Origin of the sequence: Nocardia cyriacigeorgica GUH-2, assembly GCF_000284035.1 — a bacterium.
Classification (GTDB): Bacteria; Actinomycetota; Actinomycetes; order Mycobacteriales; family Mycobacteriaceae; genus Nocardia; species Nocardia cyriacigeorgica_B.
Map to the genome: position 1 here is coordinate 611,970 of NC_016887.1, position 18,230 is coordinate 630,199.

The window sequence follows — 18,230 nt, forward strand, 5'->3', positions numbered from 1 at the left end:
ACGGTGATAACCGCGACGACCCCGAAAGGCGAACGGCGTCGCCAAGCTCTGGTAGCGGCCGCTGCCGAGCTCCTACTCGAAGGCGGGTTCGATGCGGTACGGCATCGCTCCGTCGCGACCCGGGCAGAGCTTCCGCTGGCGTCCACCACCTACTACTTCGAATCGCTGGAAGATCTGATCGCGCGCGCGGTCGAGTTCAGCGGTAATGCGGAGCTGGAGGCGATGCGACGACGGATCGGCGAGGTGAGCCACCGCAGGCGCGGCGCCGAGGCGACCGTCGAACTGGTGCTCGACCTGTTGATCGGCGCCGACGGGCAGGACGAGGTCGCGCGCGGGCATCTGATCGCCCGCTACGAGCGCACCGTCGCCTCCGCGCGGCACCCGGAACTGCGGGAAGTGCAACTGCGACTACGCGCCCAGCTCGACGAACTACTCGCCGACGTGCTGCGCCGCTCCGATCGCGTGGTGCGGTCCGAGCAGCTGCGCAGGCTGGTCGCGGTGGTCGACGGCGCGGTGGTCGCGGCGCTCACCGAACGCGACCCGCAACCGCGGCGGATGGCGCGCGGGGCGCTGCTGGAAGTGATCGACATCGTCGCTCCGCCCACGCCGCAGCAGGTCGACAGGTTCCGAGCACTAGACTGACCGGACGTGAGCCTCGTCCCGAACGTCCTAGCCACCCGCTACGCCAGCCCCGAGTTGGTGCATCTGTGGTCTCCCGAGAACAAGATCGTGCTCGAGCGGCGGCTGTGGCTGGAGGTGCTGCGGGCGCAGTCCGAGCTCGGCATCGACGTGCCCGACGGCGTGCTCGCCGACTACGAGCGCGTCATCGACCAGGTGAACCTGGCCTCGATCGCCGAACGCGAGCGCGTCACCCGCCATGACGTGAAGGCGCGGATCGAGGAGTTCAACGCGCTGGCCGGGCACGAACACGTGCACAAGGGCATGACCAGCCGCGACCTCACCGAGAACGTCGAGCAGTTGCAGATCCGGCTCTCGCTCGAGCATGTGCACGCCCACGGTGTGGCCATCGCGGCCCGGCTGGCCGAGCGCGCCGCCGAATACCAGGTGCTGGTGATGGCGGGCCGCTCGCACAATGTCGCCGCGCAGGCCACCACGCTCGGCAAGCGGTTCGCCTCCGCCGCCGACGAACTGCTGATCGCGCTGACCCGGCTGCGCGAACTCATCGACCGCTACCCGCTGCGCGGGATCAAGGGCCCGATGGGCACCGCCCAGGACATGCTCGACCTGCTGGGCGGCGATCCGGCCAAGCTGGCCACCCTGGAGCAGCAGGTGGCGCGGCATCTGGGCTTCGCGAACGTGCTGACCAGCGTCGGCCAGGTGTATCCGCGCTCGCTGGACCACGATGTGCTGTCGGCGCTGGTGCAGGTGGGCGCCGGACCGTCGTCGTTCGCGCACACCATCCGGCTGATGGCCGGCCACGAGCTGGTCACCGAGGGCTTCCAGCCCGGTCAGGTGGGCTCTTCGGCGATGCCGCACAAGATGAACACCCGCTCCTGCGAGCGAGTCAACGGGTTGCAGGTGGTGCTGCGCGGTTACGCGTCGATGGCCGCCGAACTCGCCGGCGCGCAATGGAACGAGGGCGATGTGTTCTGCTCGGTGGTGCGCCGGGTCGCGCTGCCGGACGCCTTCTTCGCCATCGACGGCATGATGGAGACCTTCTTGACGGTGCTCGCCGAATTCGGCGCCTACCCGGCCGTCATCTCCCGCGAACTGGACCGCTACCTGCCATTCCTGGCCACCACCCGCATCCTGATGGCGGCCGTGCGCGCGGGCGTCGGCCGGGAGAGCGCGCACGAGGTCATCAAGGAGCACGCGGTGGCCGTCGCGCTGGCGATGCGTGAGCAGGGCCGCGAGCCGGATCTGCTGGACCGGCTGGCCGCCGATTCGCGGCTGCCACTGGACCGTGCCGCGCTCGAGGCCGCGCTGGCGGACAAGTCGGCGTTCATCGGCGCCGCCGGTGCGCAGGTCGGTGACGTGGTCGCGCAGGTCGACAAGCTGGTCGCCGCCTACCCCGAGGCCGCGCGCTACACGCCGTCGCCGATTCTCTGAGGCCGCTGACCGTCCCCGGGTGGCCCGGTGCGGGCCTCCCGGTGGATTTCGGTGCCGGGCGGCAGCGATAGTGGGCGGGTGAATCCCTACACGATCTTCGCCGACATCATCGCGGGCAAGGCGCCGGCCAGCCGCGTCTACGAGGACGACGACGTCATCGCCTTCATGGATATCCGCCCGCTGACGCCGGGGCATCTGCTGGTGGTGCCCAAGGTCGTCGCGCGCAGCCTGGAGGAACTGGATCCGGCCATCGGCGGCAAGCTGTTCCAGGTGGGGCAGAAACTGGCAGCGGCATTGCGTGCCAGTGAGGTGGCGTGCGAAGGGGTGAACTTCTTCCTCGCCGACGGTGTCGCCGCTGGTCAAGAGGTGTTTCATGTGCATCTGCACGTCATCCCGCGCACGATCGGCGACGGCTTCGGCTTGAAGGCCAGGCCCACCAGCCCGCACCGGGAGGATCTGGACTATCTCGCGGCGTCGATCCGGGGTGTGCTCCACCGCTGACACGCCGACGTGTGTGAAAGCAGTTACGTACTGGGCAGTTTGCTGTCGAAACGCCGAATCTTCAAATGGTCACTCGCAACTCGACGCTGGGTTAGTTTAGAAGCCCATTGTCATGCGCTGATGCAGGAGGGGAAGTGCGTAGAGCAAGAATTGCTGCCGTTGTGCTGGCATTCGCGGCAGCACTGATCGGCCCGGCGGTGGTGCAACCCGCGCCGGCGTCGGCGGCCCGGCTGGTCCGCGTCGACGAGCTGAGTCCCACCCGATCGGCGATCTTCATCGACTCCGCCGCGATGGGCCGAACCATCCAGGTACAGGTTCTGCACCCGGCCGGCGGCGGTTCACGCGGCTCGTACTACCTGCTCGACGGGCTCGACCCGGGCGTCGGCCAGAGCACCTGGACCAACGCCACCGACGCCGAACGCTTCTTCGCCGGTCGCAATGTCAATGTGGTGCTGCCGGTCGGCGGGCAGGCCAGCTACTACACCGACTGGATCCACGATGACCCGCGATTCGGCCGGTACAAGTGGGAGACCTTCCTGACCCAGGAGCTGCCGCCGATCATCGACGCCCAGTTCAACGGCAACGGCGTCAACGGCATTGGTGGCCTGTCCATGGGCGGTAACGCGGCCTACATCATCGCCGCGCGGCATCCGCAGCTCTACCGCGCCGTCGCCGGTTACAGCGCCTGCCCCGATACCGCCATGGCGCAGGGTGCGGTGATGTTCTCCATCGCCAACCGCGGCGGCAACCCGCTGAACATGTGGGGTCCGCCCGGCAGCCCGGCCTGGGCCGAACACGATCCCGCGCTGATGCTGGATCGGCTGCGCGGCAAGACGCTCTACCTGTCCACCGGCACCGGCATCCCGGGCCCGCACGAGGCCGAAATCAAGCCGCAACTGGCCGAGAACATCTTCCTGGGCGGCCCGGTCGAGCTGGGTGTGAACCTGTGCACGGTCGCCTTCGAACAGAAGTTGCGGGCCGCGCGTATTCCGGCACGCATCGACTACAGCCCGGTCGGCACGCATTCCTGGTCGTACTGGCAGGACACGCTGCACGCGTCGTGGTCGACGATCGGGCCCGCCCTGGGCGCCTGATCCCTACCGCGTTCGACCGGCCCGCCGCTCCTGAGTGGCGGGCCGGTCTTTTCTGCTGTAGACCCGGATGGACCCCGGCTACTGGATGCGCCGCTGCTCCGGAACGAGGGCCGTGCCCCACGACGCGCTCGGCACCGCGATCCCGGCCCGCGCCGAATCCGGGCGGGCGCCGCACCGGCGGTCCCGGCTACGGTGGTGCCCATGGCTCTCGACAGTGGTAGCGGATCGACAACCGACCAGGCGGCGGCGCCGATCGCCAAGACGGTACCCACCGAGCGGGTGCATCACGGCGACGTCTTCGTCGACGACTACGAGTGGCTGCGGGACAAGGACAACCCCGAGGTCATCGCCTACCTGGAGGCGGAGAACGCCTACACCGAGGCGCAGACAGCGCATCTGCGGCCGCTGCGGGAGAAGATCTTCGACGAGATCAAGGCCAGGACGCTGGAGACCGACCTGTCGGTGCCCACCCGGGTCGGCGACTACTGGTACTACTCGCGCAGCTTCGAGGGCAAGCAGTACGGCGTGCACTGCCGGTGCCCGATCGACGCGTCCGCGACCGGGATCGACGCCTGGACTCCGCCGCAGCTCGAGGCCGGCACCGAGATCGAGGGCGAACAGGTGCTGCTGGACAGCAACGCACTGGCCGAAGGCCACGACTTCTTCGCCCTCGGCGCCTTCTCGCTCAGCTACGACGGCAACCTGCTGGCCTTCTCGGTCGACACCCAGGGCGACGAGCGCTACACCCTGCGAATCAAGGATCTGCGCACCGGCGAGCTGCTCGGCGACGAGATCCCGCGCACCGCGCCCGGCGCCACCTGGTCGCTGGACGGCACCCACGTCTTCTATCAAACCGTCGACGAATCCTGGCGCCCCGACACCGTCTGGCGTCACCGCCTCGGCACCGCCACCGACGCCGACGTCAAGGTCTTCCACGAGCCCGACGAGCGCTACTGGGTCAGCGTGGGCGCCACCCGCTCGGAGAAGTACCTGATGATCTGGGTCGGCTCCAAGATCACCACCGAGGGCTGGGTGCTGGAATCGGACAACCCGGAGGGCGAATTCCGGGTGCTGCTGCCGCGCCGCGAGGGTGTGGAGTACTCCGCCGAACATGCGGTGGTGGCCGGTCGCGACCGGTTCCTGATCCTGCACAACGACGTGATCCCCGAGGGCAAGCCGGGTGCGGGCAGCAAGGCGGAGAACTTCGTGCTCGCCGAGGCTCCGGTCGACGATCCGGCGGATATGACGGTGCTCATCGACCACCGCGACGATGTGCGCCTGGAAGATGTCGACGCCTTCGCCGGCCATCTCGTGCTCAGCTACCGGCGCGAAGCACTGACCCGCGTCGCGGTCTGGCCACTGGGCCCCGACGGCTACGGCGAGCTGCGCGAACTCGACTTCGGGCTGGAGTTGTTCGCCGCCGGTGTCGGTGCCAGCCCGGAATGGACCCAGCCGACCCTGCGCCTTGGCGTCACCTCGTTCATCACGCCGATGCAGGTGTTCGACTACGTGCCCGCCACCGGTGAGCTGCTGCTGCGCAAGGAGCAGCCGGTGCTCGGCGGGTACGACCCGGAAGACTATGAGCAGCACCGGGATTGGGCCGTGGCCGCGGACGGCACCCGCATCCCGATCTCGGTGATCAAGCGTAAGGATCTCGATACCGCGACGCCGAAGCCGCTGCTGCTCTACGGTTACGGCTCCTACGAGGCCAGCATGGACCCGTCGTTCTCGGTCTCGCGGCTGTCGCTACTGGACCGGGGCATGGTGTTCGCGGTCGCGCACGTTCGCGGTGGCGGTGAGATGGGGCGGCTCTGGTACGAGAACGGCAAGACGCTCACCAAGAAGAACACCTTCACCGACTTCGTGGCCTGCGCGCGTCATCTGATCGACAACGGCACCACCGCCGCCGACCGGATGATCGCCGACGGCGGTAGCGCGGGCGGTCTGCTGGTGGGCGCGGTGGCGAACCTGGCTCCGGAGCTGTTCGCCGGCATCCTGGCCAATGTGCCGTTCGTCGACCCGCTGACCTCGATCCTGGACCCGTCGCTGCCGCTGACGGTGATCGAATGGGACGAATGGGGCAACCCGCTGGCCGACAAGGACGTCTACGACTACATGAAGTCCTATTCGCCGTATGAGAACGTCGAGGCCAAGGACTACCCGGCCATTCTGGCGATCACCAGCATCAACGACACCCGCGTGCTCTACGTGGAACCGGCCAAGTGGGTCGCCAAGCTGCGCGCCACCAAGACCGGCGATGCGCCGCTGCTGCTGAAGACGGAGATGAGCGCGGGCCACGGCGGCGTCAGCGGCCGGTACGAGAAGTGGAAGGAAGTGGCGTTCGAGTACGCGTGGGTGCTCGACACTGTCGGCCTCGCTGAATGACCAGGTAGACAGTTCGTCGGGCGGTCATCCGCACAGCACGCCGAATACATCTGCGGCTGCCACCGTGGGTTCATGAACGCTGAGCTGATCGTGTCGGTTTCCGGTATCCGGGACACCACCCGGGACGCGGCGATCGAGTTCGCCGCGGAGATGGATCGGCGTGACGTGCGGCTATCGCTGCTGGTGGCGCCCCGCCTGAAGGGCAAATATCGCCTGGTGAACGACCCGGCCACGCAGGCCTGGCTGCGTGGCCGCCGCGCCGCGGGCGACGCCATCGTCCTGCACGGCTACGACCAAGCCGCCACCAAACGCCGGCGCGCGGAATTCGCGACCCTGCCCAAACACGAGGCGCTGCTGCGGTTGACCGCCGCCGACCGGGTGCTCGAACAGGTCGGGCTGCGCACCCGGCTGTTCGCGGCGCCGCGCTGGGACGCCTCGGCGGGTGCGATCGCGGCCCTGCCGCAGGTGGGTTTCCGGCTCGCGCTCGGGCTGACCAGCATGCTCGACCTGGAACGCGATGTGGCTCAGAAGGCCAGGGTGTACGGGATCGGTGAGGGATTCCGGGCCGAGCCCTGGTGGTGTCGCGCGCTGGTGATGGGCGCGGCCCGCACCGCCCGGCGCGGTGGTGTGCTGCGGCTGGCCATCTCGGGTGCTCAGCTGAGCCGGCCCGGTCCGCGTCAGGCCATGCTCGACGCCGTCGACCTCGCCCTCTACCACGGTGCGGTCAGCGAGGTGTATCGCTGGGAACCGTTCACCGCGGCGCGGGCGGCATGAGACGTCGCCGCCCCGAACCGGCGAACCAGGGGCGGCGACGTCTACGCTCGTGGTCACGATTTGGGTGATGGTTGCGCCCCGATAGCCCGAATCCGCCGGTTGGCCGCCCGGTCATGCCACAGTGGTCACGGCGGCGCGCTGTCGGCCGCTTCTTGATTGCTGGGTCGGATCGCGTCGAGTGGGCAGGAAGTGCGAGGACACGACGAGGTGAGACTGCCATGACCTCCGATGACGCCCGCGTCACCGACCTGCGCAAACGGGTCGCCGAACAGATGCCGCAGGCGCGAGCCGATCTCGCCCAGCTGGTGGCCTTCAAATCGGTGGCCGACCCGCGGCAGTTCCCGGCCGAGGAATGCGAACGCGCCGCGCACTGGGTGGCCGATGCCTTCGCCGCGGTCGGGCTCACCAGGGTCGGGCTGCACGAAACTCCCGACGGCAGTAAGGCGGTGATCGCCTCGCGTCCGGCGCCGCCGGGTGCGCCGACGGTGTTGCTGTACTGCCACTACGACGTGCAACCGCCGCTCGACGAAGCCGCCTGGCGCACGCCGGTGTGGGAACTCACCGAGAAGGACGGGCGCTGGTACGGGCGCGGTGCCGCCGACTGCAAGGGCAATATCGTCATGCACCTGACGGCGCTGCGGGCGCTGGGCACCGAGCTGCCGGTGGGGGTCACGCTGGTGGCCGAGGGGTCGGAGGAGCAGGGGACCGGCGGGCTGGAACGATTCGTGGAAGCGAATCCGCACCTGTTGCGGGCCGACGCGATCCTGGTGTGCGACAGCGGGAATTTCGCGGTCGGTGTGCCGACGTTCACCGAAACGCTGCGCGGCAACGTCAATGTGGTGGTGACCGTGGAAACCCTTGCCGGGCCGGTGCATTCGGGCATGTTCGGCGGGGCCGCGCCGGACGCGCTGGCGGCGTTGATCCGCTTGCTGGACTCGTTGCGCGACGAACACGGCAACACCACCGTCGACGGGCTGCGCGCCGACGAAACCTGGTCCGGCGTGCAGTATCCCGAGGATCAGTTCCGTACCGATGCCGGCGTGCTGTCCGGGGTCGGCCTGCTCGGTGACGGCACCGTGGCCGACATGCTGTGGGCGCGTCCGGCGCTCACCGTGCTCGGTGTCGACGCTCCGAAGGTGGTCGGCTCCGCGGCGGCCGTGCAGCCCATCGCCCGTGCTCGCCTCAACCTGCGCATACCGCCCGGCACCGACCCGGCGAAGGCCCACGAGGCGCTGGTCGCGCACCTGAAAGCGCACACCCCGTGGCAGGCCAAACTCACCGTCGACCTCGAAGCCACCGGCGCCCCTTTCCGCTCCGGCAGCGGCGGCCCGGCCCGCACCGCCATGGAGTCGGCCCTCGCCGCCGCCTACGGCCGCCCCGCCACCACCCAGGGTCAAGGCGGCTCGATCCCGCTGTGCAACGTCTTCGCCGACACCTACCCCGACGCCGAGATCATGCTCCTCGGCGTCGAAGAACCCCAGTGCCTGATCCACGCACCCAACGAGAGCGTCGACCCCACCGAAATCGAACACCTGGCGCTGGCCGAGGCGCTGTTTCTGGCCACCTACACCCGCTAGCGGAGCATTGCCGCTGGGTGGATCTGCTGTCAGAGCTCGGCGGAATCTTCCGGTTCGATGACGCGGAATTCGGTTCCCGCCGGGCCCATTTCGGCGAGCCGGCCGAAGTAGATGCCCTGGGCTTCGGCGGCGATGATGCCGTAATGGATGGGGACGGCGGTGCGGGGAGCTACCGCGCGCAGGTAGTCGACGGCTTCGCTGATCTTCATCCACGGGGCGACGGCGGGCAGGGCGAGCACGCCGACGGGAGTGGGCGGCACCCACAGCGAATCGCCGGGATGCACCAGCTGGGCCGGGTCGTCGGGCGTGCCGAGCTGGAAGACGGTGTTGTCGATGACGGGGATCTCCGGATGGATGACGGCGTGACGTCCGCCGCCGCCGGTGATCCGCAACCCGTCCAGGTCGATGACATTGCCCGCGTGCACCGCCTCCCAGCGGCCGCCGCGCTGCTGCGCGGTCTGCGGGTCGCTGAACAGCCGGGCGTCCGGGTTGGCGTCGATGAGCGCTTCGATCCGGTTCGGGTCGATGTGGTCGGGATGCTGATGGGTGACCGCGATCGCGTCCAGGCCGGTGAGGCCCTCGAAACCGTGAGCGAAGGTGCCCGGATCGAACAGGATCCTTCTGCCGTGCAGTTCCACGAGGATGCAGGAATGACCGAAGTGGGCAATGCGCATACGGCTACGTTAGGCGCCCGCGCGCATCCACTCCAGCGTCGCGGCGGACCGCCCCGGGCTTCGGCGAAGCGTGCCGGTCGCCACGGATGCGTATCCGGCGAAGCGACCGCTATGGGCCCCGCCACAGTGCGCCGCGCACACCCAACCCGGCACCGCGCCGGTCGCGCCCGCCAACTACGCTGTTCAGGTAACCCCCACCACCACTCGAGGAGCAACGCGTGGCACGAGTCGTCGTCGAGGTGATGCCGAAGGCCGAGATCCTGGATCCGCAGGGTCAGGCCATTGCCGGCGCACTTCCGCGCCTGGGATTCCAGGGAGTCTCGGACGTCCGGCAGGGCAAGCGATTCGAACTCGAGGTCGGCGATGACGTCAGCGACGACGAACTCGCGCAGATCGCGGAATCGCTGCTGGCCAACACCGTCATCGAGGAGTGGAAGGTGGTTCGGGTCTCATGACTGCCCGGATCGGGGTCATCACCTTTCCCGGCACGCTCGATGACGTCGACGCCGCCCGCGCGGTCCGGCTGGCCGGCGCCGAGGCCGTCAGCCTCTGGCATGCCGACGCCGATCTGAAGCAGGTCGACGCCGTCATCGTGCCCGGGGGGTTCTCCTACGGCGACTACCTGCGCGCCGGTGCCATCGCCCGGTTCGCGCCGGTCATGGGCGAGGTCGTGCGCGCCGCCGAGAACGGCATGCCGGTGCTCGGCATCTGCAACGGCTTCCAGGTGCTGTGCGAGGCGGGGCTGCTGCCCGGCGCGCTCACCCGCAACGAGGGCCTGCACTTCATCTGCCGCGACGAATGGTTGCGCGTGGACGCCGTGGACACCGCCTGGACCTCCCGCTACGAGCCGGGCGCCCAGATCCTGGTGCCGTTGAAGTCCGGCGAGGGCCGGTTCCAGGCCTCCGAAGCCGTGCTCGACGAGCTCGAGGGCGAGGGCCGCGTGGTGTTCCGCTACGCCGGCGACAACCCGAACGGTTCGCAGCGCGCGATCGCGGGTATCACCTCGGCCAACCGCCGCGTCGTCGGCCTGATGCCGCATCCGGAGCACGCCACCGAGCCGCTCACCGGCCCGAGCGATGACGGCCTGGGCTTGTTCCTCTCGGTACTGGACACGCTCGTCTCCGCCTGATTCGGCGTACGGCGGGCCGGCCCGCACACCCCTTCGCCCACCGGCGGATTCGTCGCGACCGGCACCGCCACGCCTAGGATCGGCGGTATGCCGGTTTCCTCCACCGCGGCCTCGGCCGCCGGGCTGTGTGCCTTCATCGACGAGTCGCCGTCACCGTTCCACGTGTGCCACACCGTGGCGCAGGATCTCGACGAGCACGGGTTCACCCGGCTCGACGAGGCGTCGGCCTGGCCGAGCGGCGGGCGCGGCAGGCACTACGTGGTGCGTGGCGGTTCGCTGGTGGCGTGGGCCGATCACGATCCCGAAGCGGCGGCGCCGTTCCGCGTGGTCGGTGCGCATACCGACAGCCCCAATCTGCGGGTCAAGCAGCATCCGGATCTCAGTGTCGCGGGCTGGCAGATGGTGGGCCTGGAACCCTACGGCGGCGCCTGGCTGAATTCCTGGCTGGATCGGGAGCTCGGCCTGTCCGGCCGGTTGAGCGTGCGCGAGGGCAATGGCGTCGGGCAGCGGCTGGTCCGCATCAACGAGCCGATCCTGCGGGTGCCGCAGCTGGCGATCCACCTGTCCGAGGACCGGCGCGGGGTGACGCTGGATCCGCAGCGGCATGTGAACGCCATCTGGGGCGTCGGGTCCGAACCGCGCTCGTTCATCGCCTATGTCGCCGAGCATGCGGGTGTGGATCCCGATGCGGTACTGGGCTGGGAACTGATGACCCACGATCTGGACCCGAGCCGGCTGGTCGGCCGTGACCGTGATCTGGTGAGCGCGCCCCGCCTGGACAACCAGGGCACCTGCTACGCGGGCCTGCGCGCCTTCCTCGCCGCCATCGACACGCCCGGTGCGGCGGTGCCGGTGCTGGCCATGTTCGATCACGAGGAAGTGGGCAGCCAATCCGATCGTGGCGCGCAGTCCGATCTGCTCACCACCGTGCTCGAGCGCATCGTGCTCAGCCGGGGCGGCGGACGCGCCGAATACCTGGCGGCGCTGGCGGGTTCGATCTGCGCCTCCGGCGATATGGCACACGCGACCCATCCGAACTACCCGGACCGACATGAACCCGCGCACCGCATCGAGATCAACGGCGGCCCGGTGCTCAAGGTGAACCAGAACCTGCGCTACGCCACCGACGCCACCGGTGCGGGCGCGTTCGCGCTGGCCTGCGATCAGGCCGGGGTGCCGCTGCAACGCTATGTGCACCGCGCCGACCTGCCGTGCGGATCGACCATCGGACCGATGACGGCCGCACGCACCGGGATGCCCACCGTCGACGTCGGCGCACCCCAACTGGCCATGCATTCGGCGCGCGAACTGATGGGCGCCGCCGATGTGGCCGCCTACGCCGCGGCGCTCGCGGCCTTCTTGACCCCGGACTCCGCGGGCCGGTAGGTCAGCACCGCGACCACGAACACCGCGAACGTGGCAATCACGTAGCCGCTGCCGATGATCTGCTCCCACCAGGCCCAATCGAGTTCCCGATCGGCCTCGTGCGGCAGCAGCCAGTGCGGGCCGATCAGGAACATCACCGTCATGGCGGCGACCGCGCCGAGCAGTAGCGGGTTGCGGCGGCCGCGGGCGATGGCGTCGGCGGTCACCAGCAGTGCGGGCGCCACCCACACCCAGTGGTGCGACCAGGACACCGGCGAGACCAGCAGGATGGCGGCCGCGTTCACCATGAGCGCGGCCACCGAGGCGCCGGCCTCGATGAGCCTGCGCATCCACAGCGCGGCCAGGCCGATGGCCACCACCGACAACGAGATCCAGATCAGCGTCGCCACCGAATCGGACACCCCGAGCCGGAACGCGAGACCCTTCAGCGACTGGTTGCCCGCGTAATACGGCGGGCCGATGCGACCGGTGTCGGCGAGGGTGTGGAACCAGTACTGCACCGAATCGCTGGGGAAGATCAGGAAGCCGAGCCCGATCGCGCCGATGGCGGAAGCCACCAGGGTGCCTGCGGCCTTCCAGTCCTTGCGCAGCAGGAAATACAGCAGGTAGCCCGCGGGGATCAGCTTCACCGAGACCGCGATGCCGATGAGCATGCCGCGCGGCCAGAACGGCTTGCGCACCAGGCAGTCCAGCGCGACCGCGGCCATCAGCACCAGGTTGACCTGGCCGAACGAATAGGTCTGGCGCACCGGTTCCAGATAACCGGCCACCGCGACCGCGGCGATGACGGCGGCCAGCACCGTCATCCGGTCCAGTTCCGGCCGGATCCGCGCCAGCACCAGCCACAGCGTGATGCCCAGGCTGAGCACGGATGTGGCCAACACCACGATCTCGGCCAGGCCCAGCGGCATGAGTGCCAGGGGCGCGAACAACAGGGCCGCCAGCGGGGGATAGGTGAACGGGAGGCCGATGCCGAATACCTTGGGCATCGGGCCGTAGAGGTCGCCGCCGTCGAGCCAGACCCGGGCGCCGTTGCGGTAGACCTGCAGGTCGATGTAGCCGTCCCACCAGTGCACGATGGGAGCGATGATCGCGTAGATCACGAACAGCACGATCGCGCCGGTCAGCCAGCGCATCTGGCGCGGTGAGAGGCCGCGGGCCGCGGGTTTCGCCGCAGCGACGTCCCCGTTCGAACCGAGGGGCGGGTCAGCTCTGGTGACGGGCTGCTCGGCCGGTTCCGCAACCCCCGATCGATCGTTCACCGGGACAGATTAGCCGGTACCCCGATGCCGCCGGGTCGGCCGGGTTTGCCCCGGCAGTAGTCGCGTTTGCCCCGGCAGTAGACTCGCAGGAGTATCTCGCGGCAATTCAGCAACCCGGCGCGTCGCAGCGGCGGTCGTCTGGATTGTCTCCGCATGCCTGGCCGAAAGGACCCTGGTAATCCCGTGACTCCGCAGGTCGACACGGTCGCAACCGCCGCAGCCACTCCGGACACTCCGCAGCCGTATCTCGAGCTCGGGCTCAAGGATGACGAATACGCCCGGATCAAGGAGATTCTCGGTCGCCGCCCCACCGACGCCGAGCTGGCGATGTACTCGGTGATGTGGAGCGAGCACTGCTCCTACAAGTCGTCGAAGGTGCATCTGCGCTACTTCGGCCAGACCACCACCGAGGAGATGCGCGCCTCCATGCTGGCCGGCATCGGTGAGAACGCCGGTGTGGTCGACGTGGGCGACGGCTGGGCGGTCACCTTCAAGGTGGAAAGCCACAATCATCCCTCCTACGTCGAGCCGTACCAGGGCGCCGCGACCGGCGTCGGCGGCATCGTGCGCGACATCATGGCGATGGGCGCGCGCCCGATCGCGGTGATGGATCAGCTGCGGTTCGGTGCTGCGGATGCCGCCGACACCCGTCGGGTGGTCGACGGCGTGGTGCGCGGCATCGGTGGCTACGGAAACTCACTCGGCCTGCCGAACATCGGCGGCGAGACCGTCTTCGACGCCTCCTACCAGGGCAACCCGCTGGTGAACGCGCTGTGCGCGGGCGCGATGCGGGTGGAGGACCTGCATCTGGCCTTCGCCTCCGGCACCGGCAACAAGATCATCCTGTTCGGCGCGCGCACCGGCCTCGACGGCATCGGCGGCGTGTCGGTGCTGGCCTCGGACACCTTCTCCGGCGACGAATCCGGCGCAGGCCGCAAGAAGCTGCCGAGTGTGCAGGTGGGCGACCCGTTCACCGAGAAGGTGCTCATCGAGTGCTGTCTGGAGCTGTACGCGGCCAAGCTGGTCGTCGGCATCCAGGACCTCGGTGGCGCCGGGCTGTCGTGTGCCACCTCCGAACTGGCGGCCGCGGGTGACGGCGGCATGCACATCGAGCTGGACAAGGTGCCGCTGCGCGCGGCCGATATGACCCCGGCCGAGGTGCTGTCCAGCGAATCCCAGGAGCGCATGTGCGCGGTGGTGACGCCGGAGAACGTGGACGCGTTCATGGCGGTGTGCCGTAAGTGGGATGTGCTGGCCACGGTGATCGGCGAGGTCACCGACGGTGAGCGGCTGGTCGTCACCTGGCACGGCGAGACCGTGGTGGATGTGCCGCCGCGCACCGTCGCGCACGAGGGCCCGGTCTACGAGCGTCCGGTGCGGCGTCCCGATTACCAGGACGCTCTGATCGCCGACACCCCCGACACCCTGACCCGGCCCAAGACCGCCGACGAACTGCGCGCGACACTGCTCCAGATGGTGTCCAGCCCGCAGCTGTGCAGCCGCAAGTGGATCACCGAGCAGTACGACCGCTACGTGCGCGGCAACACCGTGCTGGCCGAACACGCCGACGCGGGCGTCATCCGGATCGACGAGGAGACCGGCCGCGGTATCGCGCTGGCCACCGACGCCTCCGGCCGCTACACCAAGCTGGACCCCTACACCGGCGCGCAGCTCGCGCTGGCCGAGGCCTACCGCAATGTCGCCACCACCGGCGCCACGCCGAAGGCCGTCACCAACTGCCTCAACTTCGGCTCGCCGGAGGATCCGGGCGTGATGTGGCAGTTCCAGCAGGCGGTGCGCGGACTCGCCGACGGCTGTGTGGAACTGGGCATCCCGGTCACCGGCGGCAATGTCAGCTTCTACAACCAGACCGGCCAGGACGCGATCCTGCCGACCCCGGTGGTCGGCGTGCTCGGCGTCATCGACGATGTGCACCGCCGCATTCCGACCGGACTCGGCCTCGAGCCCGGCGAGACGCTGATCCTGCTCGGCGACACCCGCGACGAGTTCGGTGGTTCCATCTGGTCGCAGGTCGCCCACGATCACCTCGGTGGCGTCCCGCCGAAGGTCGACTTCGCCCGCGAACGGCTGCTCTCGGAGGTGCTCACCGCCGGTTCCCGCGACGGCATGATCAGTGCCGCGCACGACCTTTCCGAGGGCGGTCTCGCCCAAGCGGTGGTCGAGGCGGCGCTGGCCGGCGAGACCGGTTGCCGCATCCTGCTTCCCGAGGACGCCGACCCGTTCGTCACCCTGTTCTCCGAATCCGCCGGCCGCGTGCTCGTCGCCGTGCCGCGCTCGGAGGAGACCCGGTTCACCCGCATGTGCACCGCGCGCGAACTGCCGTGGGTGCGCATCGGCGTGGTCGATCAGGGCTCGGATTCGATCGAGGTGCAGGGACAGTTCACGGTGCCGCTTGCCGAACTGCGCGAGGCGCATGAAGGCACGCTGCCCAAGCTGTTCGGCTCGGCCGTCTGAGCCGAGTCCCACTGGGACCGAACACGACACGAACGCTCACCCGCCGGACCCGGACCCCTCGATGACCGGGCCCGTGCGGGTGAGCGTTCTGCTGTACAGGCGAACCGCCTGGGTGGCGCCCGTGCGGGCTCAGGCGACGGACTTGAACGGATCGTGCTCGGCGATCAGCTTCTCCATCCGCGCCTCGTCGATTCGTCCACGCAGGGAATCGGCTTCGTGCTTGTCCCTGACCACCTTCGCCAAGGTGAAGGTGCTGGTCACCAGGAACAGCACTGTCATGCCGAGGAATCCGCGCTGCCACGGATCCAACGGCAGGTAGAAGATTCCGACGCCCGCCCCGAACAAGCTGACGCCGAACGCGATCGCGGCCTGGGCGATGTAGGCCGAAGTGGTTTTCGGCGCTGCGTTTGGTGTGCTCATGGTTATCGAGTGTGCGATGTGCGTGGCCGCGGCGACCGCGTACAACTACTCGAGTGCGATGGGTAGTTGCCGCGCCGTGCGTGGGTAACGCACCGGCGTTGTCGGGGCCTGCCGCCATACTGTCTTGGTGCTCGAAACGGCGTCCACCCTCACGAAGCTGCGCTCGCGCGGCGTCGCAGCGGTGCGCCGGGCCGAGGTGGTCATCGACCTCAACTATGTCGGGCTGGTGGTCGCGACGGTGTTCTTCGCGCTGTCGGTGACCCCGTCGCTGGTGCCGCGCGACTGGATGTTCCAGGGCCTGATCAGCGGTATCAACGCCGCCATCGGATACGGCGTCGGCTGCCTGCTGGAATGGCTTTTCCGGCTGTGGGTGCGGCCGCGGCTGAAGATCCCGGCGCCACCCACCTGGGTGCGCTACGGGGTGAAGTCGGCGATTCTGCTGACCGCAGCGGTTCTCGCGGCGTACATGCTGGTGCAGTCGGCGCGCTGGCAGCGCGAGATCACCGCGCTGATGGATATGGAAGGCACCACCACGCCTGCCTATCTGCGCACGGGACTGCTGAGCCTGGCTGTCGGTGTGCTGGTCGTCGCAGTGTATCGCACGGTGCGTGAGCTGATCCTGTACCTGGCGCGTCAGCTCAACCGCTGGGTGAAGGTGCCGCGCGAGCTGGCGCCCGCCGCCGGATTCCTGGTGCTGGTGCTGCTGGCGGTCACCCTGTTCAACGGCGTGGCGACGCAGGCGTTCTTCGCGGTCGCCAACCAGGCGTTCAGCGTGCGCAACGACCACACCTCCGAATACGCGGTGCAGCCGCAACTGCCGGAGAAGTCGGGCAGCCCGATGTCGCTGGCGAAATGGGACACTCTCGGTTTCGAGGGCCGCTGGTTCGTCTCGCACGGTCCGAACGCCGCGAGGATCGCCCAGGTCACCGGTAAGCCGGCCAAGGAACCGATCCGGGCCTACGTCGGGTTGGAGTCGGCCGAGAACGGCCAATCGCAGGCCGAACTCGCCGTCGCCGAACTCGAACGCGCGGGCGCCTTCGAGCGGCAGGTGATCGTGGTGATCACCACCACGGGCACCGGCTGGGTGAATTCGATGGCGGCGGGCGCGATCGAGTACATGTACGGCGGCGATACCGCGCTGGTCGCCACCCAGTATTCGTACCTGCCCAGCGTGCTGTCGTTCCTCGCAGACAAGAGCAAGGCCGCCGCGGCGGGGCGCGAGGTGTTCGACGCGGTGTATCAGCACTGGTCGGCGCGACCGGAGCAGCAGCGGCCGAAACTGTTCGTCTACGGCGAGAGCCTCGGATCGCAGGGCTCGGAGGCGGCGTTCGAAGGACTGGCCGATCTGCGGGAGAAGGTCGACGGCGCGCTGTGGGTGGGGCCGCCGAACTCGAATCGGCTGTGGCAGCAGTTCGTCGCGCGCCGCGATCCCGGTTCGCGGGAGGTGGAGCCGGTGTACGCCGACGGGCTGGTGGTCCGGTTCGCCGCCGACGCCGCCGATTTCGCCAGGCCCGGCCCGGAATGGCGGGCACCACGCATCGCCTACCTGCAACATCCATCCGACCCCATCGTCTGGTGGTCGGCGGATCTGATCTTCTCGCAACCGGATTGGCTGTCCGAGCCGCGCGGATCGGATGTCTCCGGGCGCATGCGGTGGGCGCCGTTCGTCACGTTCTGGCAGGTCACCGCCGACCTCACCAACGCACAGGGCGTCACCGACGGGCACGGCCACCGCTACGGCAGCCTGGTACTCGACGGCTGGGCGGCCATCGCCACGCCGCCCGGCTGGAATCCCGAGCTGGCCGAACGCATCCGGTACGAGATCGAGATCTCCGAAGCCTATGAGCGGCAGATCAAATGAGGGGACGGGTCGCGTTCGCGGTGAGCCTGCCGCTGCTGTGGAGCAACGGGGTGGTGCCGCGGCTGCCGGAGGATATGCGGCTGCGCACGCTGGTGAATGCCGGTGCCGCGACCGGCTATGCGCTGGCCTTCGGTGCGCGTCCGAACTGGTGCTCGGCACGCGGCCGGCGCTACGGGCTGGGCAGTGCGGGGATCGTCGCCGCCGGTTACGGTGCGGCGCTGGCCATCCCGGCCGTGCGCCGTGAGCTGGCCGAGCGCCCAGACCGCGCGCCTGGAGTCTCGACCGCCGAATGGGTGGGCATACACATTCCGCTGGGCACCGTCTACAGCGAGGAACTGATCTTCCGCGCGACCCTGGAGCCCTTGCTGGACAAGACCTTCGGGCCGCGCATCGCAACCCTGCTCGGCGCCACCACCTTCGGGCTCTGGCATATCGCCCCGGCCCGCGCCACCGGGGAGAATGTGGCGGTCACCGTCGGCGCCACGGCCGCCGCCGGTGCGCTGTTCGGCCTGCTTCGCCGTTGCACCGACAGTGCCACCGCCCCTGCCCTACTGCACTGGGCGATCAATGCTGGTGGGGCGCTCGCGGCCCGATTCGCCGTCGGCAACCGCTGACTACAACA

Annotated in this window: 16 protein-coding genes; 13 read left to right on the plus strand and 3 right to left on the minus strand. The window is 69.1% G+C overall.

Annotated elements, in window-relative coordinates:
- Positions 1 to 3 precede the first annotated feature (3 nt).
- From NOCYR_RS02900 to NOCYR_RS02930, 7 genes are all read left to right on the plus strand, one after another.
- On the plus strand, positions 4 to 642 hold the full coding sequence (locus tag NOCYR_RS02900) for a TetR/AcrR family transcriptional regulator (RefSeq protein WP_014348863.1): 639 nt from the start codon (positions 4 to 6) through the stop codon (positions 640 to 642).
- Positions 643 to 648: 6 nt separating this feature from the next.
- Positions 649 to 2,070, plus strand: coding sequence for an adenylosuccinate lyase (gene purB, locus NOCYR_RS02905; protein WP_014348864.1), 1,422 nt, complete (start codon positions 649 to 651; stop codon positions 2,068 to 2,070).
- Positions 2,071 to 2,148: 78 nt separating this feature from the next.
- On the plus strand, positions 2,149 to 2,571 hold the full coding sequence (locus tag NOCYR_RS02910; protein ID WP_014348865.1) for an HIT family protein: 423 nt from the start codon (positions 2,149 to 2,151) through the stop codon (positions 2,569 to 2,571).
- Positions 2,572 to 2,705: 134 nt separating this feature from the next.
- Positions 2,706 to 3,665, plus strand: coding sequence for an alpha/beta hydrolase (locus NOCYR_RS02915; RefSeq protein ID WP_048832693.1), 960 nt, complete (start codon positions 2,706 to 2,708; stop codon positions 3,663 to 3,665).
- A gap of 201 nt (positions 3,666 to 3,866) precedes the next feature.
- Positions 3,867 to 6,050 (plus strand): S9 family peptidase, encoded by a 2,184-nt coding sequence (locus NOCYR_RS02920; RefSeq protein ID WP_014348867.1) that lies wholly within the window; start codon positions 3,867 to 3,869, stop codon positions 6,048 to 6,050.
- 72 nt (positions 6,051 to 6,122) lie between these two features.
- The gene (locus NOCYR_RS02925; RefSeq protein ID WP_014348868.1) at positions 6,123 to 6,824 is read left to right on the plus strand and encodes a DUF2334 domain-containing protein; all 702 of its coding nucleotides are present in this window, start codon (positions 6,123 to 6,125) and stop codon (positions 6,822 to 6,824) included.
- Between the two features lie 218 nt (positions 6,825 to 7,042).
- Positions 7,043 to 8,401 carry a dipeptidase gene (locus NOCYR_RS02930; protein ID WP_014348869.1) on the plus strand — a complete coding sequence of 453 codons (1,359 nt, stop codon included), beginning with the start codon at positions 7,043 to 7,045 and terminating at the stop codon, positions 8,399 to 8,401.
- A gap of 29 nt (positions 8,402 to 8,430) precedes the next feature.
- Here NOCYR_RS02930 and NOCYR_RS02935 read toward each other — a convergent pair whose 3' ends face one another.
- Entirely contained in the window at positions 8,431 to 9,075 is a 645-nt protein-coding gene (locus NOCYR_RS02935) for an MBL fold metallo-hydrolase (protein WP_014348870.1), read from the minus strand.
- Positions 9,076 to 9,293: 218 nt separating this feature from the next.
- On the opposite strand from NOCYR_RS02935, the gene purS reads away from it, so the two are divergent.
- From purS to NOCYR_RS02950, 3 genes are all read left to right on the plus strand, one after another.
- A complete protein-coding gene (gene purS, locus NOCYR_RS02940) occupies positions 9,294 to 9,530 on the plus strand; it encodes a phosphoribosylformylglycinamidine synthase subunit PurS (protein WP_014348871.1) in 237 nt (78 codons plus the stop codon).
- The gene (gene purQ, locus NOCYR_RS02945) at positions 9,527 to 10,204 is read left to right on the plus strand and encodes a phosphoribosylformylglycinamidine synthase subunit PurQ (RefSeq protein ID WP_014348872.1); all 678 of its coding nucleotides are present in this window, start codon (positions 9,527 to 9,529) and stop codon (positions 10,202 to 10,204) included. The genes purS and purQ overlap by 4 nt, the downstream gene beginning before the upstream one ends.
- An 87-nt stretch (positions 10,205 to 10,291) precedes the next feature.
- A complete protein-coding gene (locus tag NOCYR_RS02950; RefSeq protein WP_014348873.1) occupies positions 10,292 to 11,590 on the plus strand; it encodes a M18 family aminopeptidase in 1,299 nt (432 codons plus the stop codon).
- Here NOCYR_RS02950 and NOCYR_RS02955 read toward each other — a convergent pair.
- The gene (locus NOCYR_RS02955; protein ID WP_231856019.1) at positions 11,539 to 12,852 is read right to left on the minus strand and encodes a glycosyltransferase 87 family protein; all 1,314 of its coding nucleotides are present in this window, start codon (positions 12,850 to 12,852) and stop codon (positions 11,539 to 11,541) included. The two genes, NOCYR_RS02950 and NOCYR_RS02955, sit on opposite strands and share 52 nt — an antisense overlap.
- 153 nt (positions 12,853 to 13,005) lie before the next feature.
- Between NOCYR_RS02955 and purL the strand changes: the two genes are divergently transcribed.
- A complete protein-coding gene (purL, locus tag NOCYR_RS02960; protein WP_193364730.1) occupies positions 13,006 to 15,327 on the plus strand; it encodes a phosphoribosylformylglycinamidine synthase subunit PurL in 2,322 nt (773 codons plus the stop codon).
- A 129-nt stretch (positions 15,328 to 15,456) separates the two neighbouring features.
- On the opposite strand, the gene NOCYR_RS02965 is transcribed toward purL, so the two are convergent.
- Positions 15,457 to 15,747: a YiaA/YiaB family inner membrane protein gene (locus NOCYR_RS02965; protein ID WP_014348876.1), complete on the minus strand. Its 291-nt coding sequence runs from the start codon at positions 15,745 to 15,747 to the stop codon at positions 15,457 to 15,459.
- 124 nt (positions 15,748 to 15,871) lie between these two features.
- Here NOCYR_RS02965 and NOCYR_RS02970 point away from each other — a divergent pair, with 124 nt between their 5' ends.
- Together NOCYR_RS02970 and NOCYR_RS02975 are read left to right on the plus strand one after the other, a co-directional pair.
- Entirely contained in the window at positions 15,872 to 17,608 is a 1,737-nt protein-coding gene (locus tag NOCYR_RS02970; protein WP_014348877.1) for an alpha/beta hydrolase, read from the plus strand.
- Entirely contained in the window at positions 17,605 to 18,222 is a 618-nt protein-coding gene (locus NOCYR_RS02975) for a CPBP family intramembrane glutamic endopeptidase (protein ID WP_014348878.1), read from the plus strand. The genes NOCYR_RS02970 and NOCYR_RS02975 overlap by 4 nt, the downstream gene beginning before the upstream one ends.
- Positions 18,223 to 18,230 lie beyond the last annotated feature (8 nt).